General features: G+C 69.5%; 17 protein-coding genes and 3 tRNA genes. 10 read left to right on the forward strand and 10 right to left on the reverse strand.

Annotation, left to right across the window (positions count from 1 at the left end):
- Positions 1–154 precede the first annotated feature (154 nt).
- The 3 genes from hrpA (at position 155) to CP981_RS18400 (ending at position 4,979) form a co-directional block, all read left to right on the forward strand.
- A complete protein-coding gene (gene hrpA / locus CP981_RS18390) occupies positions 155–4,264 on the forward strand; it encodes an ATP-dependent RNA helicase HrpA (protein WP_208852948.1) in 4,110 nt (1,369 codons plus the stop codon).
- Between the two features lie 94 nt (positions 4,265–4,358).
- Positions 4,359–4,433 (forward strand) — tRNA-Asp (locus tag CP981_RS18395).
- Between the two features lie 312 nt (positions 4,434–4,745).
- Positions 4,746–4,979 (forward strand): DUF6274 family protein, encoded by a 234-nt coding sequence (locus tag CP981_RS18400; RefSeq protein WP_085927521.1) that lies wholly within the window; start codon positions 4,746–4,748, stop codon positions 4,977–4,979.
- 528 nt (positions 4,980–5,507) lie between these two features.
- On the opposite strand, the gene bldC is transcribed toward CP981_RS18400, so the two are convergent.
- Entirely contained in the window at positions 5,508–5,714 is a 207-nt protein-coding gene (bldC, locus tag CP981_RS18405; RefSeq protein ID WP_003949541.1) for a developmental transcriptional regulator BldC, read from the reverse strand.
- 515 nt (positions 5,715–6,229) lie between these two features.
- Complete coding sequence (locus tag CP981_RS18410; RefSeq protein WP_085927507.1) at positions 6,230–7,066, reverse strand: DUF8083 family protein; 837 nt, start codon at positions 7,064–7,066, stop codon at positions 6,230–6,232.
- A 195-nt stretch (positions 7,067–7,261) separates the two neighbouring features.
- On the opposite strand from CP981_RS18410, the gene CP981_RS18415 reads away from it, so the two are divergent.
- Positions 7,262–8,380 (forward strand): Leu/Phe/Val dehydrogenase, encoded by a 1,119-nt coding sequence (locus CP981_RS18415; protein ID WP_085927506.1) that lies wholly within the window; start codon positions 7,262–7,264, stop codon positions 8,378–8,380.
- A 317-nt stretch (positions 8,381–8,697) separates the two neighbouring features.
- On the forward strand, positions 8,698–8,949 hold the full coding sequence (locus CP981_RS18420) for a DUF3073 domain-containing protein (RefSeq protein WP_085927505.1): 252 nt from the start codon (positions 8,698–8,700) through the stop codon (positions 8,947–8,949).
- A 170-nt stretch (positions 8,950–9,119) separates the two neighbouring features.
- On the opposite strand, the gene purM is transcribed toward CP981_RS18420, so the two are convergent.
- The 8 genes from purM to purS form a co-directional block, all read right to left on the reverse strand.
- Positions 9,120–10,214, reverse strand: a complete 1,095-nt coding sequence (gene purM / locus CP981_RS18425) for a phosphoribosylformylglycinamidine cyclo-ligase (protein WP_085927504.1) — start codon at positions 10,212–10,214, stop codon at positions 9,120–9,122.
- Positions 10,215–10,247: 33 nt separating this feature from the next.
- Complete coding sequence (gene purF, locus CP981_RS18430; protein ID WP_085927503.1) at positions 10,248–11,807, reverse strand: amidophosphoribosyltransferase; 1,560 nt, start codon at positions 11,805–11,807, stop codon at positions 10,248–10,250.
- 363 nt (positions 11,808–12,170) lie between these two features.
- Positions 12,171–12,968, reverse strand: coding sequence for a maleylpyruvate isomerase family mycothiol-dependent enzyme (locus CP981_RS18435; protein ID WP_085927502.1), 798 nt, complete (start codon positions 12,966–12,968; stop codon positions 12,171–12,173).
- 10 nt (positions 12,969–12,978) lie between these two features.
- Positions 12,979–13,845, reverse strand: coding sequence for a M23 family metallopeptidase (locus CP981_RS18440; RefSeq protein ID WP_085927501.1), 867 nt, complete (start codon positions 13,843–13,845; stop codon positions 12,979–12,981).
- 30 nt (positions 13,846–13,875) lie between these two features.
- Positions 13,876–14,388: an ArsR/SmtB family transcription factor gene (locus tag CP981_RS18445; protein WP_107429581.1), complete on the reverse strand. Its 513-nt coding sequence runs from the start codon at positions 14,386–14,388 to the stop codon at positions 13,876–13,878.
- A 133-nt stretch (positions 14,389–14,521) separates the two neighbouring features.
- Entirely contained in the window at positions 14,522–16,771 is a 2,250-nt protein-coding gene (purL, locus tag CP981_RS18450) for a phosphoribosylformylglycinamidine synthase subunit PurL (protein WP_085927500.1), read from the reverse strand.
- Complete coding sequence (purQ, locus tag CP981_RS18455) at positions 16,768–17,448, reverse strand: phosphoribosylformylglycinamidine synthase subunit PurQ (protein WP_085927499.1); 681 nt, start codon at positions 17,446–17,448, stop codon at positions 16,768–16,770. Before purQ ends, purL begins: the two co-directional genes overlap by 4 nt.
- A complete protein-coding gene (gene purS, locus CP981_RS18460; RefSeq protein ID WP_042151546.1) occupies positions 17,445–17,690 on the reverse strand; it encodes a phosphoribosylformylglycinamidine synthase subunit PurS in 246 nt (81 codons plus the stop codon). The genes purQ and purS overlap by 4 nt, the downstream gene beginning before the upstream one ends.
- A 300-nt stretch (positions 17,691–17,990) precedes the next feature.
- On the opposite strand from purS, the gene CP981_RS18465 reads away from it, so the two are divergent.
- The 5 genes from CP981_RS18465 (at position 17,991) to CP981_RS18485 (ending at position 20,665) form a co-directional block, all read left to right on the forward strand.
- Positions 17,991–18,311 (forward strand): histone-like nucleoid-structuring protein Lsr2, encoded by a 321-nt coding sequence (locus CP981_RS18465; protein ID WP_030086195.1) that lies wholly within the window; start codon positions 17,991–17,993, stop codon positions 18,309–18,311.
- Between the two features lie 119 nt (positions 18,312–18,430).
- A tRNA-Gly gene (locus CP981_RS18470) sits at positions 18,431–18,502 on the forward strand.
- A gap of 74 nt (positions 18,503–18,576) precedes the next feature.
- Positions 18,577–18,649, forward strand: a tRNA-Gly gene (locus tag CP981_RS18475).
- Between the two features lie 157 nt (positions 18,650–18,806).
- Positions 18,807–19,853, forward strand: a complete 1,047-nt coding sequence (locus CP981_RS18480; protein WP_085927498.1) for an ABC transporter ATP-binding protein — start codon at positions 18,807–18,809, stop codon at positions 19,851–19,853.
- A complete protein-coding gene (locus CP981_RS18485; RefSeq protein WP_167536111.1) occupies positions 19,850–20,665 on the forward strand; it encodes an ABC transporter permease in 816 nt (271 codons plus the stop codon). The genes CP981_RS18480 and CP981_RS18485 overlap by 4 nt, the downstream gene beginning before the upstream one ends.
- The last annotated feature ends 9 nt before the right edge of the window (positions 20,666–20,674 follow it).

Genomic DNA, 20,674 nt, shown 5'->3' on the forward strand with positions numbered 1-20,674 from the left:
GGACGGCGGTGCCGCCGCATCGGAAACGGGCGGCCGCGCCCACCGGCCGGGGCGCGGAGGAGGTTCCCGGCGGGCCGCCGGGGAGCGCGGGGCGACGTCCGCGCGGGCAAATGGTTCGCCAGTCGTTTATCCGAGGTGAGATCCTGGGGGACGTATGTCCAGTCAGCCTGCCTCCGCCCTGCCCGACGGCTCTGCTACCGCGCTGCCCGGCACCGCCGCTCCCGGCCTCTCCGACCTGCTGGAACGTCTTCCCGAGCTGATGCTGCGCGATCAGCAGCGGCTGGGGCGCCGGCTCGACGGCGCGCGCCGCATCCGTAAGCCGGAAGCCCGGGCGGCCGTGCTCTCCGAGATCTCCGGCGGCATCGATGAGGCGGAGCTGCGCGTCGAGCAGCGGCGCGCCGCGGTGCCCGAGATCACGTATCCGGAAGAGCTGCCGGTCAGCCAGAAGAAGGACGAGATCCTCGCCGCGATCCGCGACCACCAGGTCGTGATCGTCGCCGGGGAGACCGGCTCCGGCAAGACGACGCAGATCCCGAAGATCTGTCTGGAGCTCGGCCGGGGCATCCGGGGCCTGATCGGGCACACCCAGCCGCGCCGGATCGCGGCCCGTACGGTCGCCGAGCGGGTGGCCGAGGAGCTGAAGACCCCGCTGGGCGAGGCGGTCGGCTGGAAGGTCCGCTTCACGGACCAGGTCGGCGGGGACACCCTCGTCAAGCTGATGACGGACGGCATCCTGCTCGCCGAGATCCAGACGGACCGGGAGCTGCGCCAGTACGACACGATCATCATCGACGAGGCGCACGAGCGCAGCCTCAACATCGACTTCATCCTCGGCTACCTCGCCCAGCTGCTGCCCCGGCGCCCGGACCTCAAGATCGTCATCACCTCGGCGACCATCGACCCGGAGCGGTTCGCCCGGCACTTCGGCAGCTTCGCGTCCGTAGGGGCGGCGCCGGACCGCACCGCCTCCCCGGCCGCCGCGGACGGCTCCGGGAGCGACGGGGAGACGAAGCCGAGCGCACCGATCGTCGAGGTCTCCGGCCGGACGTATCCGGTGGAGGTGCGCTACCGCCCGCTGCTGGAGGAGGGCGGCCAGGACGCCGACCGCGACCAGATCACCGCGATCTGCGACGCCGTGGACGAGCTCCAGTCCGCCGGGCCGGGCGACATCCTGGTCTTCCTCTCCGGCGAGCGGGAGATCCGCGACACCGCCGACGCGCTCAACAAGAAGGCCCTCCCGTTCACCGAGGTCCTCCCCCTGTACGCGCGGCTGTCGCACGCCGAGCAGCACCGCGTCTTCCAGCGGCACACGGGCCGGCGGATCGTGCTGGCCACGAACGTCGCCGAGACCTCACTGACCGTCCCGGGCATCAAGTACGTCATCGACCCGGGCATGGCCCGGATCTCCCGCTACAGCTACCGCACCAAGGTCCAGCGGCTGCCCATCGAGCCGGTCTCACAGGCCAGCGCCAATCAGCGCAAGGGCCGCTGCGGCCGTACGAGCGACGGCATCTGCATCCGCCTCTACTCCGAGGACGACTTCCTCTCCCGCCCCGAGTTCACGGACGCGGAGATCCTCCGGACGAACCTCGCCTCCGTCATCCTCCAGATGACCGCGGCCGGCCTCGGCGACATCGAGAAGTTCCCGTTCATCGATCCGCCGGACCGCCGCAACATCAAGGACGGCGTCGATCTGCTGAGTGAGCTCGGCGCGCTCGACACCCGGCAGAAGGACCCCAAGAAGCGGCTGACCCCGCTCGGCCGCAAGCTCTCCCAGCTGCCGGTCGACCCGCGGCTGGCGCGGATGGTGCTGGAGGCGGACCGCAACGGCTGTGTCCGCGAGGTCATGGTCATCGCGGCAGCGCTGTCCATCCAGGACCCGCGCGAGCGGCCCGCGGACAAGCAGCAGCAGGCCGATCAGCAGCACGCCCGCTTCAAGGACGAGACCTCCGACTTCCTCGCCTTCCTCAACCTCTGGCGCTATGTCCGCGAGCAGCAGAAGGAGCTGTCCTCCTCGGCCTTCCGCCGGATGTGCCGCGGTGAGTTCCTGAACTACCTCCGGATACGCGAGTGGCAGGACATCTACTCGCAGCTGCGTTCGGTCGCCAAGACCATGGGCATCCACCTCAGCGAGGAGGATGCGGCGCCGGATCACATCCACACCTCGCTGCTTTCCGGTTTGCTTTCGCATATCGGCCTCAAGGACACCGACAGCAAGAACGAGTATCTGGGCGCCCGCAGCGCCAAGTTCGCGGTCTTCCCCGGCTCCGCGCTCTTCAAGAAGCCACCGCGCTGGGTGATGTCCGCCGAGCTGGTCGAGACGTCCCGGCTGTGGGCGCGGGTGAATGCGAGGATCGAGCCGGAGTGGATCGAGCCGCTCGCCCAGCACCTGGTCAAACGCACCTACAGCGAGCCGCACTGGGAACAGAAGATGGCCGCGGTGATGGCGTACGAGCGGGTGACGCTCTACGGCGTCCCGATCGTCGCCCAGCGCAAGATCGCCTACGGCCGGATCGATCCGGAGACCTCGCGCGATCTGTTCATCCGCAACGCCCTGGTCGAGGGCGACTGGCGCACCCACCACCAGTTCTTCCATGACAACCGCAAACTCCTCGGCGAGGTCGAGGAGTTGGAGCACCGCGCCCGGCGCCGCGACATCCTCGTGGACGACGAGACGCTCTTCGACTTCTACGACCAGCGCATTCCGGCGGACGTGGTCTCCGGCGCGCATTTCGACGCCTGGTGGAAGAAGCAGCACCGCGACGAGCCGGAGCTGCTGAACTTCGAGCACTCGATGCTCATCAACGAGTCCGCCGAGGCCGTCACGAAGGACGACTACCCGGACTCCTGGCGGCAGGGAAAGCTGAAGTTCAAGGTCACCTACCAGTTCGAGCCGGGCGCGGACGCGGACGGTGTGACCGTCCACATCCCCCTCCAGGTCCTCAACCAGGTCTCCTCCGAGGGCTTCGACTGGCAGATCCCGGGCCTGCGCGAGCAGCTGGTGACGGAGCTGATCCGGTCGCTGCCCAAGCCGATCCGGCGCAACTACGTCCCGGCACCGAACTTCGCGGCCCGCTTCCTGGACTCCACGGTCCCCCTTCAGGGCGCCCTGACGACGTCTCTGGCCGCGGGGCTCCAGCGGATGGTGGGCGTGCCCGTGGAGGCCGCGGACTTCGACCCGGAGAAGGTCCCGGACCACCTCAAGATCACCTTCCGGGTGGTCGACGAGCGGCGCCGCAAGCTCGCCGAGGCCAAGGACCTGGAGGCGCTGCGGCTGAAGCTCAAGCCGAAGACCCGGGCGGCCATCTCCAGGGCCTTCGAGGAGGCCGCCGAGCGGCCCGCCAGGGACCGCAAGGGCGGCGCGGACGGCGGACCGGCGCCGGCCGGCCCCGAGCAGCGGACCGGGCTGACGTCCTGGACGATCGGCACGCTGCCGCGCACCTTCGAGACCCGGCGTGCGGGCCAGCCGCTCAAGGCCTACCCGGCGCTGGTCGACGAGGGCAGCAGCGTCGCCGTACGCCTCTTCGACACCGAGGCCGAGCAGCTCACGGCGATGTGGGCGGGCACCCGCCGGCTCATCCTGCTGAACATCCCGTCCAATCCGGCCAAGTTCGCCCAGGGCAAGCTGAGCAATCAGCAGAAGCTCGCGCTGTCCCGTAATCCGCATGGCTCCATCGCCGCGCTCTTCGAGGACTGCGTCACCGCCGCCGCGGACCGCCTGATCGCGGCCCGGGGCGGTCCGGCCTGGGACGAGGAGTCCTTCCGGAAGCTGTTCGACCAGGTCCGCGCGGATCTGGTGGACGTCACGCTGAAGACCATCCAGCAGGTCCAGGAGGTGCTGGCCGCCTGGCAGGCGTGTGAGCGCCGGCTGAAGGAGACGGCGTTCCCCTCGCTGCTGCCATCCCTCACGGACATCAGGGAGCAGCTGGCGGCGCTGATCAAGCCGGGCTTCGTGACGGCGCACGGCGCCAAGCGGCTGCCGGACCTGATGCGCTATCTGGTGGCCGCCGACCGCCGTCTCCAGCAGCTGCCCACCAACGCCGAGCGGGACCGCACCCGGATGGCGAAGGTGAAGGAGATGCAGGACGAATACGCCTGGCTGCTGGAGCAGTTCCCGCCGGGCCGCCCGGTGCCGGCCGCGGCCCTGGAGATCCGCTGGATGATCGAGGAGCTCCGGGTGAGCTACTTCGCCCACGCTCTGGGCACCGCGTACCCGGTCTCCGACAAGCGCATCGTGAAGGCGGTGGACGCCGCCGCGCCGTAGGAATCCGGCCTGCCGGTATCGAGTTCGACCGCACCCCCTGACCTGCTGTACAGTCTTGCTTCGCAGCCCGCCGCAAGCGGAAAGCGAAACACAAGGTCCTGTGGAGCAGTTTGGAGTGCTCGCCACCCTGTCAAGGTGGAGGCCGCGGGTTCAAATCCCGTCAGGACCGCATAGAGAACGGCCCGCATCCCTCGGATGCGGGCCGTTCTGCTGTCCGCACCCGGGCCGCGACTCGCGCGAAGCCGCCGCCGCTCCCCACACCCCGTCAGATCGCGCCCCCGCGCCTGTCGCGCGTTGATGGGGGCCGTGGCGCCGATCACCTTCCCTCCCTGCCCGCCCCCCGCCGCACGCCGACCACGGCACCGGCCGGTTCCGCTCCCGGCGGATGCGGACCGTAGCCGGTTTGCCGCCCGCTGTATTGACGGCGGCACGTACCGCGGGTACTCACTGAGGAAGGCGTGGGGGCCGGGGAGGTATGCGCATGACGACTGCGGTACGGCACGAGACCAGGGCGCTGTTGCGGGCGCATCTGTCAGCCGCCACGGGCTATCGCCATCTGACGCGGCACTGCCCTATCTGCCATCAGCTGCAACGGCTCGTCATGGAGCCGCACACGGCCCGCTCCGGACCTGCGGCGCCCGCGTCCGCCTCCACGTCGTCCGGGGCCGTCTGTGAGCCGCCGGCGGACGAGGACGAAGGTCCCGCAAGCCGGTGACCACCGGCGCCTGCGTCAGCCGCGGTGCGGTGACAGGCTGTTGGGTGTGGCGGGCGGAGTTCTCTATCGCAGCGGACGTATCGTCTTCAAGCGCCACGTCGTGTGACGGGTGTCACCGAACAAGTTTGGCGCGATGAGGAACTTACACCCGCCCTACAACCAGTCAATTTAATATGTGCAATTGCACCTCCCCCGAGGGAGCCTCCGGGAGGGGGCTCGGGGTCTCTGCGGAAAGCCCCTCACAGGGCCCGTGAAGACCCGCTGGCCGCCGTCCGGGGCGACTCCGGCGCCAGGCCGACCCGACCGCCCCAACGGGCCCTGAAGCGGGCGCACACAAAAAAATCGCGCTGGACCCGGCGGAGTCCAGCGCGATCGACGACGTACCCAAAGGGAGCGGGTGTGGAGCCTGTGGGGCAGGCGCCGCGTCATATGAAGCTGTGTGAAGCGTGGTGAAGCAGTCGAGCTATGTGGCGCAAAGCGGGCGCTTTCGGGTTGGGGGCCCCGAAAACGACCTGGTTATGCGGTTGTTCAGGCCTCGCTGCGCTGCTGCGGAATGCCCGCGAGCAGTGCGCGGACCTCAGCCTCGCGGTAACGCCGGTGTCCTCCGAGCGTGCGGATGGACGTGAGCTTGCCTGCCTTGGCCCAGCGGGTCACCGTCTTCGGGTCCACGCGGAACATCGTGGCGACCTCAGCAGGGGTAAGCAGCGGCTCGGCGTCAGGGGTGCGAGCGGTCATGAGCGGCCTCCTCGGGAGAACCGAACCATCACGGTTCTTTCCTCTAAATTCTGCACCTTGACCCACGTTGCCCGAAATGGCGGACGCGGGCCGAGTCGGTTATAGGACGAACGGCTTGTCCTCGGCACTACAACTACACCATCTGTCCAGCCACGTCGGCCAAACCGATGGAATTGCCCTCTCAGGTGTTCAACCTCGGCGGATGCCGATGGACCGTGCCATAGCGGACAGTCACCCGTCCGTGACGATCAGTCACAGCGTGATCAGCCGCCACGAGACCCCTCAAGGAACGCAATACCGATCTATCCGCCCTTAGTTGGACGGAAGGAGCCCAGGTCGGGCTCCTTGTCCTATTTTGGCACGAGGGTATGGCTTGGGAGCAAGACCCGATGTCAGTGCTTTAGGTCACGCTTGAGGCAATCGCCCGGATCAGGACCTACGTCCTTTACCGCCCGACCACCGAAAGGCGAACACCGCGCTGCCACGCCGACAACCTTCGGCACCGCACCGGCGCCTCAGCTGGAGAACTGGCGTTCCCGCACCGCACGCCACCGCTGGGAAAGCTTCTCGTACGCGACCCCGGCCCGCTCGCCGTCCCCCTCGCGCAGTGCCGCCAGCCCCTCCGCCACCTCGGCGGCGGAACGGTCCTCGGCGAGCTGCGCTTCGGGCACCGCGTGCACCAGCCCGCCGTAGTCCAGCTCCACGAGCGAACGCGGATGGAATTCCTCGAGCCAGCGCCCCACATCTACCAGGCCGTCGATCAAGGACCCCTCTTCCAGGGCGTCCCGCAGCGTCCGCAGCCCGCGGGCGACCCGCCGCCGCGCCTGCACCATCGGCGTCCGGTAACGCATCACCGGCTCCTGCTCACTCTTCGTGTACTCCCGCTCGCCGTCGGAGAACAGCACGAACCAGCGGACCGGGACATGCCAGGCCGCCCCGCGGATCCAGGGCCGGGCGTCCGGGTTGCGCTCCCGCCACTGCTCGTAGTCCGTGGCCGCCTGCCGGCGCACCACCGGGGGCAGCGCCACGTCCAGCACCGAGGCCGGCAGCAGCTCGTCCAGCGACTCCAGGGCCTGCCAGCCGCGCAACCGGGTGCGCCAGGGGCAGACGCAGGTCACCTCGTTCACCACGGCGATGAAGGCGTCCGCGCTCTCGTGGACCGGCACCGGCACCGGCGGGGTCGGCAGCAGATCCGCCAGGGCCCGCCGCTGCTCGTCCTGGGCGGTAGGGGTCTTCGCCCGCTTGGCATAGCGGGCCCAGTGGGAGCGCTCCGGCTCGGGGAACGCAGCCAGCGGCTCGTAGACCCGTAGATATGCCATGTACGGGACCTTCACCGACGACGCCAGGGCCACGCCCGCTCCTTCAAAGGGAAGTCCACCGCCGGGAGACCCCGAGGGCCCCGCCGGCCTGCGATACGACCAGATCGTCCCATGCCCGTCCCCCGGGAGAGGGTGATCCTCGGCACCCGACGGATCAACCGGCCCCACAGGTCTTACGCTCTTTTCAACCGGCCCTCCCCACCCGACGGAGGGCGTCCTTCGCGACTTATGGGAGTCACCACAGTGACTGACGTACGTCCGGCCTCCGCCGGCACCGACGGCGGCGTTCTGCACACCCTGTTCCGATCGGAGCAGGGGGGCCATGAGCAGGTCGTTCTCTGCCAGGACCGTGCCAGCGGCCTCAAGGCCGTGATCGCCATCCACAGCACCGCCCTGGGCCCCGCCCTCGGCGGTACCCGCTTCCATGCCTACGCCTCCGAAGAGGAGGCCGTGCTGGACGCCCTGAACCTGTCGCGCGGCATGTCCTACAAGAACGCCCTGGCCGGACTGGACCACGGCGGCGGTAAAGCCGTGATCATCGGTGACCCCGACCTGATCAAGTCCGAGGAACTCCTGCTCGCCTACGGCCGGTTCGTGGCCTCCCTGGGGGGCCGCTATGTCACCGCGTGCGACGTCGGTACGTACGTCGCCGACATGGACGTCGTCGCCCGTACGAACAAGTGGACCACCGGCCGCTCCCCCGCCAGCGGCGGCGCGGGCGACTCCTCCGTCCTGACCGCCTACGGCGTCTTCCAGGGCATGCGCGCCTCGGCCCAGCACGCCTGGGGCGACCCGACGCTGCGCGGCCGCAAGGTGGGCATCGCGGGCGTCGGCAAGGTCGGCCACCTCCTCGTCGAGCACCTCCTCCAGGACGGTGCCGAGGTCGTGATCACGGACGTTCGGGCCGAGTCGGTGGACCGGGTCCGCGCCAAGTACCCGCAGGTCACCGCGGTCGCGGACACCGAGGCGCTGATCCGCACCGAGGGCCTGGACGTCTACGCGCCGTGTGCGCTGGGCGGTGCGCTGAGCGATGAGTCGCTGCCGGTGCTGACCGCGAAGGTGGTGTGCGGCGCGGCCAACAACCAGCTCGCTCACCCCGGCGTCGAGAAGGATCTGTCCGACCGCGGCATCCTCTACGCCCCCGATTACGTCGTGAACGCGGGCGGTGTCATCCAGGTGGCCGACGAGCTGCACGGCTTCGACTTCGACCGCTGCAAGACCAAGGCGGCGAAGATCTTCGACACCACCCTGGCGATATTCGCTCGTGCGAAGGCCGACGGCATTCCGCCCGCCGCGGCCGCCGACCGCCTGGCCGAGCAGCGGATGGCGGAGGCCCGGCGCGCCTGACGCGGCCGGAATTGCGGCCTTGTCGGCCGGAAAGCGTGCCTTACGCGGCCCGCCACGGGTGATCAGGGAGACATCCCTCACCACCCGTCGGCGGGTCGCCGTACAGGACAGGTTAAAATCGCAGTTGACCAGCGGGGACGGGGCACCTTGCAGGTCGTGCCGAGCGGTGGGTGATGCGGGCGACGTACCGTATGGCCGCGGAAGCAGGTACCGTTAAAGCCCTACGGGCCGGTCTCTCTGTCGAGAGTCCGCTCTGATCCATGAACGCTTGTCAAGACTCTGGGGCCATCGAGCCCCGTCATTGAGGGGGTCGACCCATGGGGCGCGGCCGGGCCAAGGCCAAGCAGACAAAGGTCGCCCGCCAGCTGAAGTACAGCAGCGGTGGGACGGATCTCTCACGACTGGCCGACGAGCTGGGTGCATCACCGTCGAACCAGCAGCCTCCGAACGCAGAGCCGTTCGAAGAGGACGAGGACGACGACCCGTACGCACAGTACGCAGATCTGTACAACAGCGACGACGACGAAGAGGACGAGGGCGACTCGTCCCAGCAGCGTCGTCGCGCTTGACTCTCTGCGCGCTCGCGGCACCCATAACAGCATCACGGACCCGGTCCTGGGCATTGCCCGGACCGGGTTCTGTGCTGCCCAGAAGTCCGCGGCCACAGCAGTGACTGCCGGCGCGGCGTGAACCGCTGGTGCGGCGGCCGCACCGACGACTGCCGGTGCGGCCCAACTGATCAGCCGGCGTAGTCACCGGTCAGGGTCACTGCCTCGGCGTGGTCACCGCGCTCGACGATCTCGCCGCTGACCCAGGCGTCCACACCGCGGTCGGCGAGCGTGGTCAGGGCGGCCTCCACCGAACCCTGCGGGACGACGGCGATCATGCCGACGCCCATGTTCAGGGTCTTCTCCAGCTCCCCGCGCTCCACCGAGCCCGCCGAGCCGACCAGGTCGAAGACCGGGCCCGGGGTCCAGGTGGTGCGGTCGACCGTGGCGTGCAGACCGTCCGGGATCACCCGGGCGAGGTTGTTGGCCAGGCCGCCGCCGGTGATGTGCGAGAAGGCGTGCACCTCGGTCGTACGGGTCAGCGCCAGGCAGTCCAGCGAGTAGATCTTGGTGGGCTCCAGGAGCTCCTCGCCCAGGGTGCGGCCGAACTCCGGGATCTCCCGGTCCAGGGCCATTCCCGCACGGTCGAACAGCACATGCCGGACCAGCGAGTACCCGTTCGAGTGAAGGCCGGAGGACGCCATGGCGATCACCGCGTCCCCCGTACGGATACGATCCGCGCCCAGGACCCGGTCCGCCTCGACGACGCCCGTACCGGCACCGGCGACGTCGAACTCGTCCGCGCCCAGCAGCCCCGGGTGCTCCGCGGTCTCGCCGCCGACCAGCGCGCAGCCGGCCAGCACACAGCCCTCGGCGATGCCCTTGACGATCGCGGCGACCCGCTCCGGGTAGACCTTGCCCACGCAGATGTAGTCGGTCATGAACAGCGGTTCGGCGCCGCAGACGACCAGGTCGTCGACGACCATGCCGACGAGGTCGTGGCCGATGCTGTCGTAGACGCCCATCTTGCGGGCGATGTCGACCTTCGTGCCGACGCCGTCGGTGGCGGAGGCCAGCAGCGGGCGCTCGTACCGCTTCAGCGCCGAGGCGTCGAAGAGGCCGGCGAAGCCGCCGAGCCCGCCGACGACCTCGGGGCGGGTGGCCTTCTTCACCCACTCCTTCATCAGGTCCACGGCGCGGTCGCCGGCTTCGATGTCGACGCCCGCGCTCGCGTAGCTGGCACCAGTGCCCGTATGCGGAGCACGCTCAGATGATTCAGCGGACATGCTGAGAACTTTCGTGTCGTGTGTGTACGAGCTCTACGGGCGACGCAGTGCGTCGGCGCCGCCGACCCCGGCCGTGAGCGTCTGGACGCCGTCCACATCGGACTTCGTCGGCGCCTTGGTCTCCGACTCCAGGAGGTGCTTGCCCAGCAGCTCCGGGTCGGGCAGCTCCATCGGGTACTCGCCGTCGAAGCAGGCGCGGCACAGGTTCGGCTTGGCGATCGTGGTCGCCTCGATCATGCCGTCGATGGAGATGTACGCGAGGGAGTCGGCGCCCAGCGACTTGCCGATCTCCGCCACGCTCAGCCCGTTGGCGATCAGCTCCGCGCGGGTGGCGAAGTCGATGCCGAAGAAGCACGGCCACTTGATCGGCGGGGACGAGATCCGGATGTGGACCTCGGCGGCGCCGGCCTCGCGCAGCATCCGGACCAGGGCGCGCTGGGTGTTGCCGCGGACGATCGAGTCGTCGACGACCACCAGGCGCTTGCCGCGGATGACTTCCTTGAGCGGGTTGAGCTTGAGGCGGATACCGAGCTGGCGGATGGTCTGCGAGGGCTGGATGAAGGTCCGGCCGACGTAGGAGTTCTTGACCAGGCCGGAGCCGTAGGGGATGCCGCTGGCCTCGGCGTAGCCGACTGCGGCGGGGGTGCCGGACTCCGGGGTCGCTATCACCAGGTCCGCGTCGGCCGGCGCCTCGGCGGCCAGCTTGCGGCCCATCTCCACACGGGAGAGGTACACATTGCGGCCGGCGATGTCGGTGTCCGGGCGGGCCAGGTAGACGTACTCGAAGACACAGCCCTTGGGGCGGGCCTCGGCGAAGCGGGTGCTGCGCAGGCCGTCCTCATCGATGGCGACCATCTCGCCGGGCTCGATCTCCCGGATGAAGCTGGCGCCGCAGATGTCGAGGGCGGCGGACTCGGAGGCCACCACCCAGCCGCGCTCCAGGCGGCCGAGGACCAGCGGGCGGATGCCCTGCGGGTCGCGGGCGGCGTAGAGCGTGTGCTCGTCCATGAAGCAGAGCGAGAAGGCGCCCTTGACCTTCGGCAGGACGCGCGGGGCGGCCTCCTCGACGGTCAGCGGCTTGCCCTCTTCGTCGACCTGGCCGGCCAGCAGGGCGGTCACCAGGTCGGTGTCGTTGGTGGCCGCGACCTGGGTCGCGCGGCCGCCCTCGCGGGGCAGCGCGGCGACCATGTCCGCCAGCTCGGCGGTGTTGACCAGGTTGCCGTTGTGGCCGAGCGCGATCGAGCCGTGCGCGGTCGCACGGAACGTCGGCTGGGCGTTCTCCCACACCGAGGCACCGGTGGTGGAGTAGCGGGCATGGCCCACGGCGATATGGCCCTGGAGGGAGCCGAGCGAAGTCTCGTCGAAGACCTGGGAAACCAGGCCCATGTCCTTGAAGACGAGGATCTGGGAGCCGTTGCTCACCGCGATGCCCGCGGACTCCTGTCCACGGTGCTGCAGCGCATACAGCCCGAAATAGGTGAGTTTGGCGACCTCTTCACCCGGAGCCCAGACACCGAAGACGCCGCAAGCGTCCTGGGGGCCCTTCTCGCCGGGGAGCAGGTCGTGGTTGAGTCGTCCGTCACCACGTGGCACGGCACCGAGTCTAGGGCAGGTCGCGCATTCATCCGAACCGGGGATGGCCGCGAAACTGGAGAAGTGCATGAAAGTGGCGCCGGGAGTGCGTGACGCGGCCGCAGTCACCGGACCGGCGGGCGACGGGCCGGTATGCCGCCTCTCCTGGGGCCGTGCGCCCTTACGGCCGCCCGCTGAACTGCACTTTCTCGGCACTGAACGGATTGCGGCGCTCCGCTTCCCGTCGCTTCGCCACCCGCCCGTTGTGCGGTCATGGCGTCGCTTTCGTCGGCTTTGCCGACCGCCGGCACCCTCCCTCCCGTGTGAGATACGCGACGTACCCTTCGCGGCCGGAAACCGCCCCGGCCCGGCTCATCGCCCGGGTCAGCTCATGACGGGCAGATGGCCGGCGAGGTCGGCCCGCTCGCCGCTGGCGCTGACGTGCGCCGCGTCCAGCGCCGCTGCCCAGGTCGTACGGCCGGTGGCCAGCCGTATCCAGGTCAGCGGGTCGGTCTCGACGACATTCGGCGGGGTGCCGCGGGTGTGCCTCGGGCCCTCGACGCACTGCACCACGGCGAACGGCGGCACCCGGACCTCGACCGAGCCGCCGGGCGCGCGAGCGGCCAGCACATCGGCCAGCAGCCGGGTCGTGGTGGCCAGGGCCTGGCGGTCGTACGGGATCTCCCGGCCGGTCGCCGCCGCGAGATCGTCGGTGTGCACGATGAGTTCGAGGCAGCGGGTGACCAGGAAGTCGGACAGCCGCATCGCGCCGGGGACGGCGGCCATCACCCGGTCATCTGGCTCCGGCCCGACGGCCTCGGTGTACTCCGCCGCGGTGCGCTCCAGCAGGTCCACGGGCTCATGGGCGGTGGCCAGTGCGCGGCTGCGCTCGTCGACCGAGGAGGCGAGCGGGGCGGACGCGGACGGCCATTCCAACAGGGTGGCCTCCGGCTGCGGCGGGGCCGGCTGCGCGAGGCTGCGCGCCACCGCGCCCACCGCCATGGCCAGATGTGCCACCAGCTCCCGCACCGTCCAGTCGCCGAGGCGGGTCGGCAGCGCGAACTGCTCGGGCGTGAGGCCGCGTACGGCGTCCCGGACATGATCGAGCTGGGCCGTGACGGCGGCGCGGGTCTTCTTCGGGTCGTACTGGCGGGGACGCGGCTTCCGGGCGGCGGGTGGCATGTGGATCAGCCTATGCGGGACCACTGACAGTGCCCTCGGTTTCCGCCACCGCCGCCGGGGCCGCCTCGAAGATCTCGCCGTTGGCCGGGACGCCGACGCCCTGCCAGGTGAAGGGCAGCCCGTCGGCGGCGTCCGGGTCGGCGGCGTCCATCAGCTGGAAGTGGACATGCGGCTCGGTGCTGTTGCCCGAGTTGCCGCACTGACCGATCGACTGCCCGGCCCGCACCCGGTCCCCCGTACGGACGGTGAGCGAGCCGCGGCGGACATGGGCGTAGAGCGCGTAGGTGCCGCCGCCCAGGTCGAGGATCACGTGGTTGCCGATGACCCGCCGGGCGCCGCCCAGGGAGCGGACGACCGCTTCGACGACGAGGAAGTAGACCAGCGCGAGCCAGGACGTGCGGCTGAGGTGGTCGCGCTGACGGTCGTCGGCGTGAACGACGGTGGCGTCGGCGACGGCGAGCAGGGGCGCGCCGAACGCCGGGAAGTCCGCACCGCGGCGGGCGAGGGGCCACCAGCCGAAGCCGGGCCGGGCGCCGGACGCCGGTTCGGCCACGATGTCGATGGCGTACGCCTGCCCATAGGCCCGGGTGCCGTGGCTGGGGACCTTGTCGGCGGGGCTGTTCTGCGCCTTCCAGCGACCGGTGACCGGGGCTGCGGTCAGCACCGGCTCGGCAGCGGGCCCGTTGGCGCCCTCGGACTCCGCGCGGGACGTGGAGCGGTTGATGCCGAATCCGATCAGCACCCACAGGCCGAGCGGAATCCAGGCCCACCAGTACGAGAAGTCGAGGAAGAACTGCGCGATGACCATCCCGATGAAGGTCAGCAGACAGAGGCGGGCGGCGAGTGCGGAGAGCTTCCGTATGGACGTGGATGCCATGTGTTTCCCCCTGGGACGGCCGGGCGGTTGTCAGCGCCCGGCGGCGGTCAGCATCACCAGCAGCGGTACGACGCGGTCGGCGGGTACCTCGTAGCGGCCGCGGGCGGCCGTGTGCAGCCAGCCGGCGGCGGTCAGTTGCCGCAGGTGGTGGTAGATCTGGCCGGTGGTGCCGGTGCCGTCGAGCTCGGTGAGTTCGGCGGCGGTGCAGCGGCCACCGAGGATCTCGCGCAGCAGCCGCAGCCGTACGGGCTGGCCGAGGGCCGCGAACGACTCGGCGGCGGCGCCCCAGTCACGGTCCAGCACGGTGTCGGTGACCAGGCCGTACTGCCACTCGTAGCGCTGCCCGGCCGGAATCCGTACGGCACCGGTGAAGAGCACTCCGCCGTTGTCGGCACCCAGTTCGGCGAGCTGGGACTTCAGGCCCCGCAGGGCCCACAGCTCGTCATCGGGCTCGCGCTCGGGCGGGGGTGCCGGCCGGTCGGCGGCCTGCTCCAGGGCGGCCAGCCGTCGCTCCAGCTCGGCCACCCGCTGCTCCAGATCCATGGTGAGAGATTACGTAATTACGTAATCATTGGCAATGGCGCGGCCCACCACGGAAAGCGGCGACGGCCCGCCCCCTGGTGGGGACGGGCCGTCGGACCGTCATACGGGGCGGTGTGCACCGCCCGGCGCGACCTCAGGCGATCAGGCCCGGGATGGTCGCCTCGTGCGACTCCTTCAGCTCGCTCAGCGGGATGCTGAACTGCCCCTGGACGTCGATCTCCGCACCGTCGATCACACCGATGCGGGTGGCCGGCAGCCCCCGGGCACCGCACATGTCCGTGAAGCGGAGCTCCTCGCTGCGCGGGACGGCGACGACCGCACGGCCCGCCGACTCGGAGAACAGCAGGACGAAGGGGTCCAGCCCGTCGGGAACGACGAGGCGCGCGCCCTTGCCGCCGCGCAGGCAGGACTCCACCAGCGCCTGGATCAGACCGCCGTCGGAGAGGTCGTGCGCGGCGTCGATCATGCCGTCACGGGAGGCCGAGATCAGCACCTCCGCCAGCAGCCGCTCGCGCTCCAGGTCCACCTTCGGCGGCAGACCGCCGAGGTGGTCGTGCACGACCTGCGACCACGCCGAGCCGCCGAGCTCCTCGCGGGTGTCACCCAGGAGGTAGACCAGCTGGCCCTCTTCGGCGAAGGCGATCGGCGTACGGCGGTTCACATCGTCGATGACACCGAGCACCGCGACGACCGGGGTCGGATGGATCGCCACCTCGCCGGTCTGGTTGTACAGCGAGACATTGCCGCCGGTGACGGGCGTGCCCAGGGTCTGGCAGGCGTCGGCGAGACCACGGGTGGCCTCGGCGAACTGCCACATCACCGCGGGGTCCTCGGGCGAACCGAAGTTCAGGCAGTCGGAGACCGCCAGCGGCTTGGCACCGGACGCGGCGACATTGCGGTACGCCTCGGCCAGCGCCAGCTGCGCGCCCGTGTACGGGTCGAGCTTGGCGTAGCGCCCGTTGCCGTCGGTGGCGAGGGCGACACCGAGGTTGCTGTCCGCGTCGATGCGGACCATCCCGGCGTCCTCGGGCTGGGCGAGAACGGTGTTGCCCTGCACGAACCGGTCGTACTGATCGGTGATCCACGCCTTGGAGGCCTGGTTGGGCGAGGCCACCAGCCGCAGGACCTGCGCCCGCAGTTCCTCCGCGTTCGCCGGGCGGGCCAGCTTGGCGGCGTCGTCGGCCTGGAGGGCGTCCTGCCAGTCGGGCCGGGCATACGGGCGCTCGTAGACCGGGCCCTCGTGGGCGACGGTGCGCGGCGGCACGTCCACGATCTGCTCGCCGTGCCAGAAGATCTCCAGCTGGGAGCCGTCCGTCACCTCACCGATGACGGTCGCGATGACGTCCCACTTCTCGCAGATCTCCAGGAAGCGGTCGACCTTCCCGGGCTCGACGATCGCGCACATGCGCTCCTGGGACTCGCTCATGAGGATTTCCTCGGGCGAGAGGGAGGAGTCGCGCAGCGGCACGGTGTCCAGCTCGACGCGCATGCCGCCGGAACCGGCCGAGGCCAGCTCGCTGGTGGCGCAGGACAGCCCGGCGCCGCCGAGGTCCTGGATGCCGTCGACCAGGTCTTCCTTGAAGATCTCCAGGGTGCACTCGATGAGCAGCTTCTCCTGGAAGGGGTCACCGACCTGGACGGCGGGGCGCTTGGTGGGCTTGGAGTCGTCGAAGGTCTCCGAGGCCAGCACGGAGACGCCGCCGATGCCGTCGCCGCCGGTGCGGGCGCCGTAGAGGATGACCTTGTTGCCCGCGCCGGACGCCTTGGCCAGGTGGATGTCCTCGTGCTTCATGACGCCGATGCAGCCGGCGTTGACCAGCGGGTTGCCCTGGTAGCAGGCGTCGAAGACGACCTCGCCGCCGATGTTGGGCAGACCCAGGCAGTTGCCGTAGCCGCCGATTCCGGCCACCACGCCCGGCAGGACGCGCTTGGTGTCGGGGTGGTCGGCGGCGCCGAACCGCAGCGGGTCGACGACGGCGACCGGGCGGGCACCCATGGCGAGGATGTCGCGGACGATGCCGCCGACGCCGGTGGCCGCGCCCTGGTAGGGCTCGATGTACGAGGGGTGGTTGTGGGACTCCACCTTGAAGGTGACGGCGTAGCCCTGGCCGACGTCGACGACACCGGCGTTCTCGCCGATGCCGACGAGCATCGCGTCGTTCTCGGGGGCCTTCTCACCGAACTGCTTCAGATGGACCTTGCTGCTCTTGTAGGAGCAGTGCTCGGACCACATGACCGAATACATGGCGAGTTCGGCGCCGGTGGGACGGCGGCCGAGAATCTCCCGGATGCGCTGGTACTCGTCCTGCTTCAGGCCGAGTTCGGCCCACGGCTGGTCGGTGTCCGGCGTCTCGGCTGCGTGCTTGACGGTGTCGAGAGTCATGCGTTGACCAGCTTCTTCAGGATCGAGGTGAAGAATCCGAGGCCGTCGGTACGGCCCGTACCGATCAGCGGCTCCACGGCGTGCTCGGGATGCGGCATGAGGCCGACGACATTGCCCGCCTCATTGGTGATGCCGGCGATATCGCGGAGCGAACCGTTGGGGTTGCCGTCCAGGTAGCGGAAGGCGACCCGTCCCTCGGCCTCGAGCATGTCGAGCGTGCGCTCGTCGGCGACGTACCGGCCGTCGATGTTCTTCAGCGGAACGCTGATCTCCTGGCCGGAGGTGTAGTCCACGGTCCAGGAAGTCTCCGCGTTCTCCACCCGCAGCTTCTGGTCGCGGCAGATGAAGTGCAGATGGTTGTTGCGCAGCATGGCGCCGGGCAGCAGGTGGCTCTCGGTGAGCACCTGGAAGCCATTGCAGATACCCAGGACGGGCATACCGCCCTTGGCCTGCTCGATAACGGACTCCATCACCGGCGAGAAACGGGAGATGGCCCCGGCCCGCAGATAGTCGCCGTACGAGAAGCCGCCGGGCAGCACCACGGCGTCGACCTGCTTGAGGTCCTTGTCGCGGTGCCACAGCGGCACCGCTTCGGCGCCGGCCACCCGGACCGCGCGCTGGGTGTCGCGGTCGTCGAGCGTGCCGGGGAAGGTAATGACTCCGATCCGCGAGGTCATGAGTCGACCCGCACGGTGAAGTCTTCGATGACGGTGTTGGCGAGGAAGGTCTCGGCCATCTCATGGATGCGAGCGAGGGCGGCTTCGTCGACCGGACCCTCCACCTCAAGTTCGAAACGCTTGCCCTGACGGACGTCGGCGATCCCCTCGAATCCCAGGCGTGGCAGTGCGCGCTGCACCGCCTGCCCCTGCGGGTCGAGGATCTCCGGCTTGAGCATGACGTCGACTACGACGCGTGCCACTGGCACTCCCGGTGGTGTGGTGCGTAAGGCGGTGTCCTCACAGTACCGTGTTCGAAAATCTACGCGCATAGATATACAGTGCAGCGGATCACGGTCCGGTATCGGCGGGAGTGCACCGCAGGAAAAATCCTCGAAAAGATCCGGGGTCCGGATTGCGGGAAGACACGCTGACAAAATTAACTGGGCTTCACAATGCAATGCCCATCGCTGTACAAATGAAAAAGCATTGATCCCAATCAGCCGGATCCGGAGCATCACCCCATGTCAACAAGGGGTTGCTCCCCGAAAGGACCGATATCCGTGGCGCAGCGCGTAGTAGTAACGCTCTCCGATGACATCGACGGAGGAGAAGCCGCAGAGACGGTCACCTTCGGACTGGACGGGAAGTCGTACGAGATCGACCTCAATCCCGCCAATGCGAAGAAACTGCGCGGTGCCCTCGCTCCGTTCGTCGAGGCCGGCCGCAAGCGGGCCAAGTCCGGCAAGGCCTACCACCGGACCGCGGTGAACCCCGACCCCGCGGCCGTCCGCGCCTGGGCCCGCTCCAACCAGATGGACGTCCCGCCGCGCGGCCGGATCCCCAAGAAGGTCTACGAGGCCTTCAACGCCGCCAATCACTGACGGAGTTGCCGGCATCCCTCGGCCCGCGCGCAGCCGACTTGCACAGCACCCCTACTGATCAGCTAGAGTCTGGAGCACGCCGAGGGGCGAGGCCGAAAGGCCGGACCTCACGGAGTCACGCGGGTGTAGCTCAGTAGTAGAGCGCCCTCTTTCCAAGAGGGAGGCGCAGTGTGCAATCCCTGTCACCCGCTCTGACTGCTCGACCTTCCTAAAGGATCAGGTAGAGTAGCTGTCGCGCCGCTCGGTGAAAGCCGAGTGGATGCCTGCGGACGTAGCTCAGTTGGTAGAGCGCAACCTTGCCAAGGTTGAGGTCGCGAGTTCGAGCCTCGTCGTCCGCTCAGATAAAGAAGGCCCCGGTCATTGCGACCGGGGCCTTCTTTCTATGGCATCGCCTCTCCCCCTCCCTCCTTCCGTGCTGGGGCAACTGACATTTGTCATCAGCTGCGATGACAGCCCGCACTGCCGGGAACCCTGATCCGGCGGAACGCTGGTCTCATGAACACCGGGGAGAAAACCAACGGGGGTGCCGGCCACGGCGCCGCACGAAGCGCCGCTTCCGGGATCGATGTGATCGAAGTCACCGGGCTGCGCAGGAGCTACGGCCCCGGCGGGCGGCGCACGAGCGGTCCGCGGGACCGGGGCGAGGACAAGGGGCGGAGCGGGCAGCGGAGCTTCGAGGCCGTGCGCGGTATCGACTTCTCCGTCGAACGCGGGGAGCTGTTCGCGCTTCTGGGGACCAACGGTGCGGGCAAGACCTCCACTCTCGAACTGCTGGAGGGCCTGGCCCCGCCCACGGCCGGGCAGGTCCGGATCCTCGGCCATGACCCGTTCCGGGAGCGGCGCAAGGTGCGGCCCCGGGTGGGTGTCATGCTCCAGGAGGGCGGCTTCCCGGCGGAGCTGACGCCCGCGGAGACCGTACGGATGTGGGCGGGGTGCACCAGCGGGGCGCGCCCGGTCGACGAAGCCCTGGGCTCCGTGGGGCTGGAGCGGCGCAGGGATGTGCGGGTCAAGCAGCTGTCCGGTGGCGAGCGCCGGCGGCTGGATCTCGCCCTGGCGCTGCTGGGGAGGCCCGAGGTGCTGTTCCTGGACGAGCCGACGACCGGTCTGGACACCGAAGCACGCCATGCCACGTGGGAATTGGTCCGCGAGCTGCGGGACTCCGGGACCACGATCGTGCTGACCACGCACTATCTCGAAGAGGCCGAGGAGCTGGCGGACCGGCTGGCGATCTTGCACGAGGGGCGGATCGCGGCGGCGGGGCATGTGGCTGACGTGGTCGCCGCACACCCCTCGCACATCTCCTTCGAGCTGCCCACCGGGTTCCATCTCGGTGATCTCCCGCCGCTGGGAGAACTGGGTGTCCTCGGACATGAGACGGACGGGCGCACGGTGCGGCTGCGGACGGACGACCTCCAGCGGGCCGCGACCGGCGTCCTGGTCTGGGCGCAGCACAAGGGGATAGCGCTGGGCAATCTGGATGTCAGGTCCGCATCCCTGGAAGAGGCATTTCTGCACATCGCAAAGGGGCTGGAGAACTCATGAGTGCAAGCGTGCGGGAAGCCGGCGGTATCGAGCGCGCCGGAACACCCGCGGAGACCGGCGCCGCGGCGCGCCTCCTCGCCCTGGGACGGGCCGAGTTGACCCTTCTCGGCCGCAACAAGACCGCGCTGACGACCTCTCTGATCATCCCGGTCGCCCTGGCGTTCGCCATGAAGGGGGCGGTCGAGAACATGGTGGCCGGCACCGGGCTGTCGGTCGGCTCGGCGCTGCTGCCCGCGACCCTCGGGTACGTCCTGGTCTTCGCCGTCTACTCCAGCCTCACCGGCTCGTACACCGCACGGCGTGAAGAGCTGGTCCTGAAGCGGCTGCGTACCGGTGAGCTGCGGGATCTGGAAATACTGGCGGGCACCGCGCTTCCGGCGGTACTGCTGGGGCTGGTGCAGTGTGTCCTGCTGGTGGTCCTCGGCGGTGTGCTCCTGGATGCCGGTCTGCCCACCGCGCCGCATCTGCTGGTCGCCGGTGTGGTGCTCGGCATGGCCGCGACCGTGGGGTTCGCCGCGTTGTCCTCCGTTCTCGCCAAGTCGGCCGAGGGCGCTCAGCTCGCCGTCCTCCCCTTCATGATGGTGTCGCTGGCGGGGTCCGGGATGGTCGTCCCGCTGGACATCCTTCCGGAGCGGGTGGCCTCCGTGCTCGAACTGCTTCCGCTGTCACCGGCGATGGAGCTGATACGGGCCGGCTGGACCGGGGGCGAGGGCCTCAAGGAGACGCTGGGGCAGCTCATCACCGGCTTGGTCTGGGCGGGGCTCGCATTGTTTGCTGTCCAGCGGTGGTTCCGCTGGGAGCCTAGGCGTTAGCGGCGCAGG

The sequence above is a fragment of the Streptomyces platensis genome (genome assembly GCF_008704855.1).
GTDB lineage: Bacteria > Actinomycetota > Actinomycetes > Streptomycetales > Streptomycetaceae > Streptomyces > Streptomyces platensis.

Bases quoted from the DNA above. Each gene is read 5' to 3' on its own strand.
- hrpA (WP_208852948.1), top strand. From the start codon at position 155: ATGTCCAGTCAGCCTGCCTCCGCCCTGCCCGACGGCTCTGCTACCGCG.
- CP981_RS18400 (WP_085927521.1), top strand. From the start codon at position 4,746: ATGACGACTGCGGTACGGCACGAGACCAGGGCGCTGTTGCGGGCGCAT.
- bldC (WP_003949541.1), bottom strand. From the start codon at position 5,714: ATGACCGCTCGCACCCCTGACGCCGAGCCGCTGCTTACCCCTGCTGAG.
- CP981_RS18415 (WP_085927506.1), top strand. From the start codon at position 7,262: ATGGGAGTCACCACAGTGACTGACGTACGTCCGGCCTCCGCCGGCACC.
- CP981_RS18420 (WP_085927505.1), top strand. From the start codon at position 8,698: ATGGGGCGCGGCCGGGCCAAGGCCAAGCAGACAAAGGTCGCCCGCCAG.
- purM (WP_085927504.1), bottom strand. From the start codon at position 10,214: ATGTCCGCTGAATCATCTGAGCGTGCTCCGCATACGGGCACTGGTGCC.
- CP981_RS18435 (WP_085927502.1), bottom strand. From the start codon at position 12,968: ATGCCACCCGCCGCCCGGAAGCCGCGTCCCCGCCAGTACGACCCGAAG.
- CP981_RS18440 (WP_085927501.1), bottom strand. From the start codon at position 13,845: ATGGCATCCACGTCCATACGGAAGCTCTCCGCACTCGCCGCCCGCCTC.
- CP981_RS18445 (WP_107429581.1), bottom strand. From the start codon at position 14,388: ATGGATCTGGAGCAGCGGGTGGCCGAGCTGGAGCGACGGCTGGCCGCC.
- purL (WP_085927500.1), bottom strand. From the start codon at position 16,771: ATGACTCTCGACACCGTCAAGCACGCAGCCGAGACGCCGGACACCGAC.
- purQ (WP_085927499.1), bottom strand. From the start codon at position 17,448: ATGACCTCGCGGATCGGAGTCATTACCTTCCCCGGCACGCTCGACGAC.
- CP981_RS18480 (WP_085927498.1), top strand. From the start codon at position 18,807: ATGAACACCGGGGAGAAAACCAACGGGGGTGCCGGCCACGGCGCCGCA.
- CP981_RS18485 (WP_167536111.1), top strand. From the start codon at position 19,850: ATGAGTGCAAGCGTGCGGGAAGCCGGCGGTATCGAGCGCGCCGGAACA.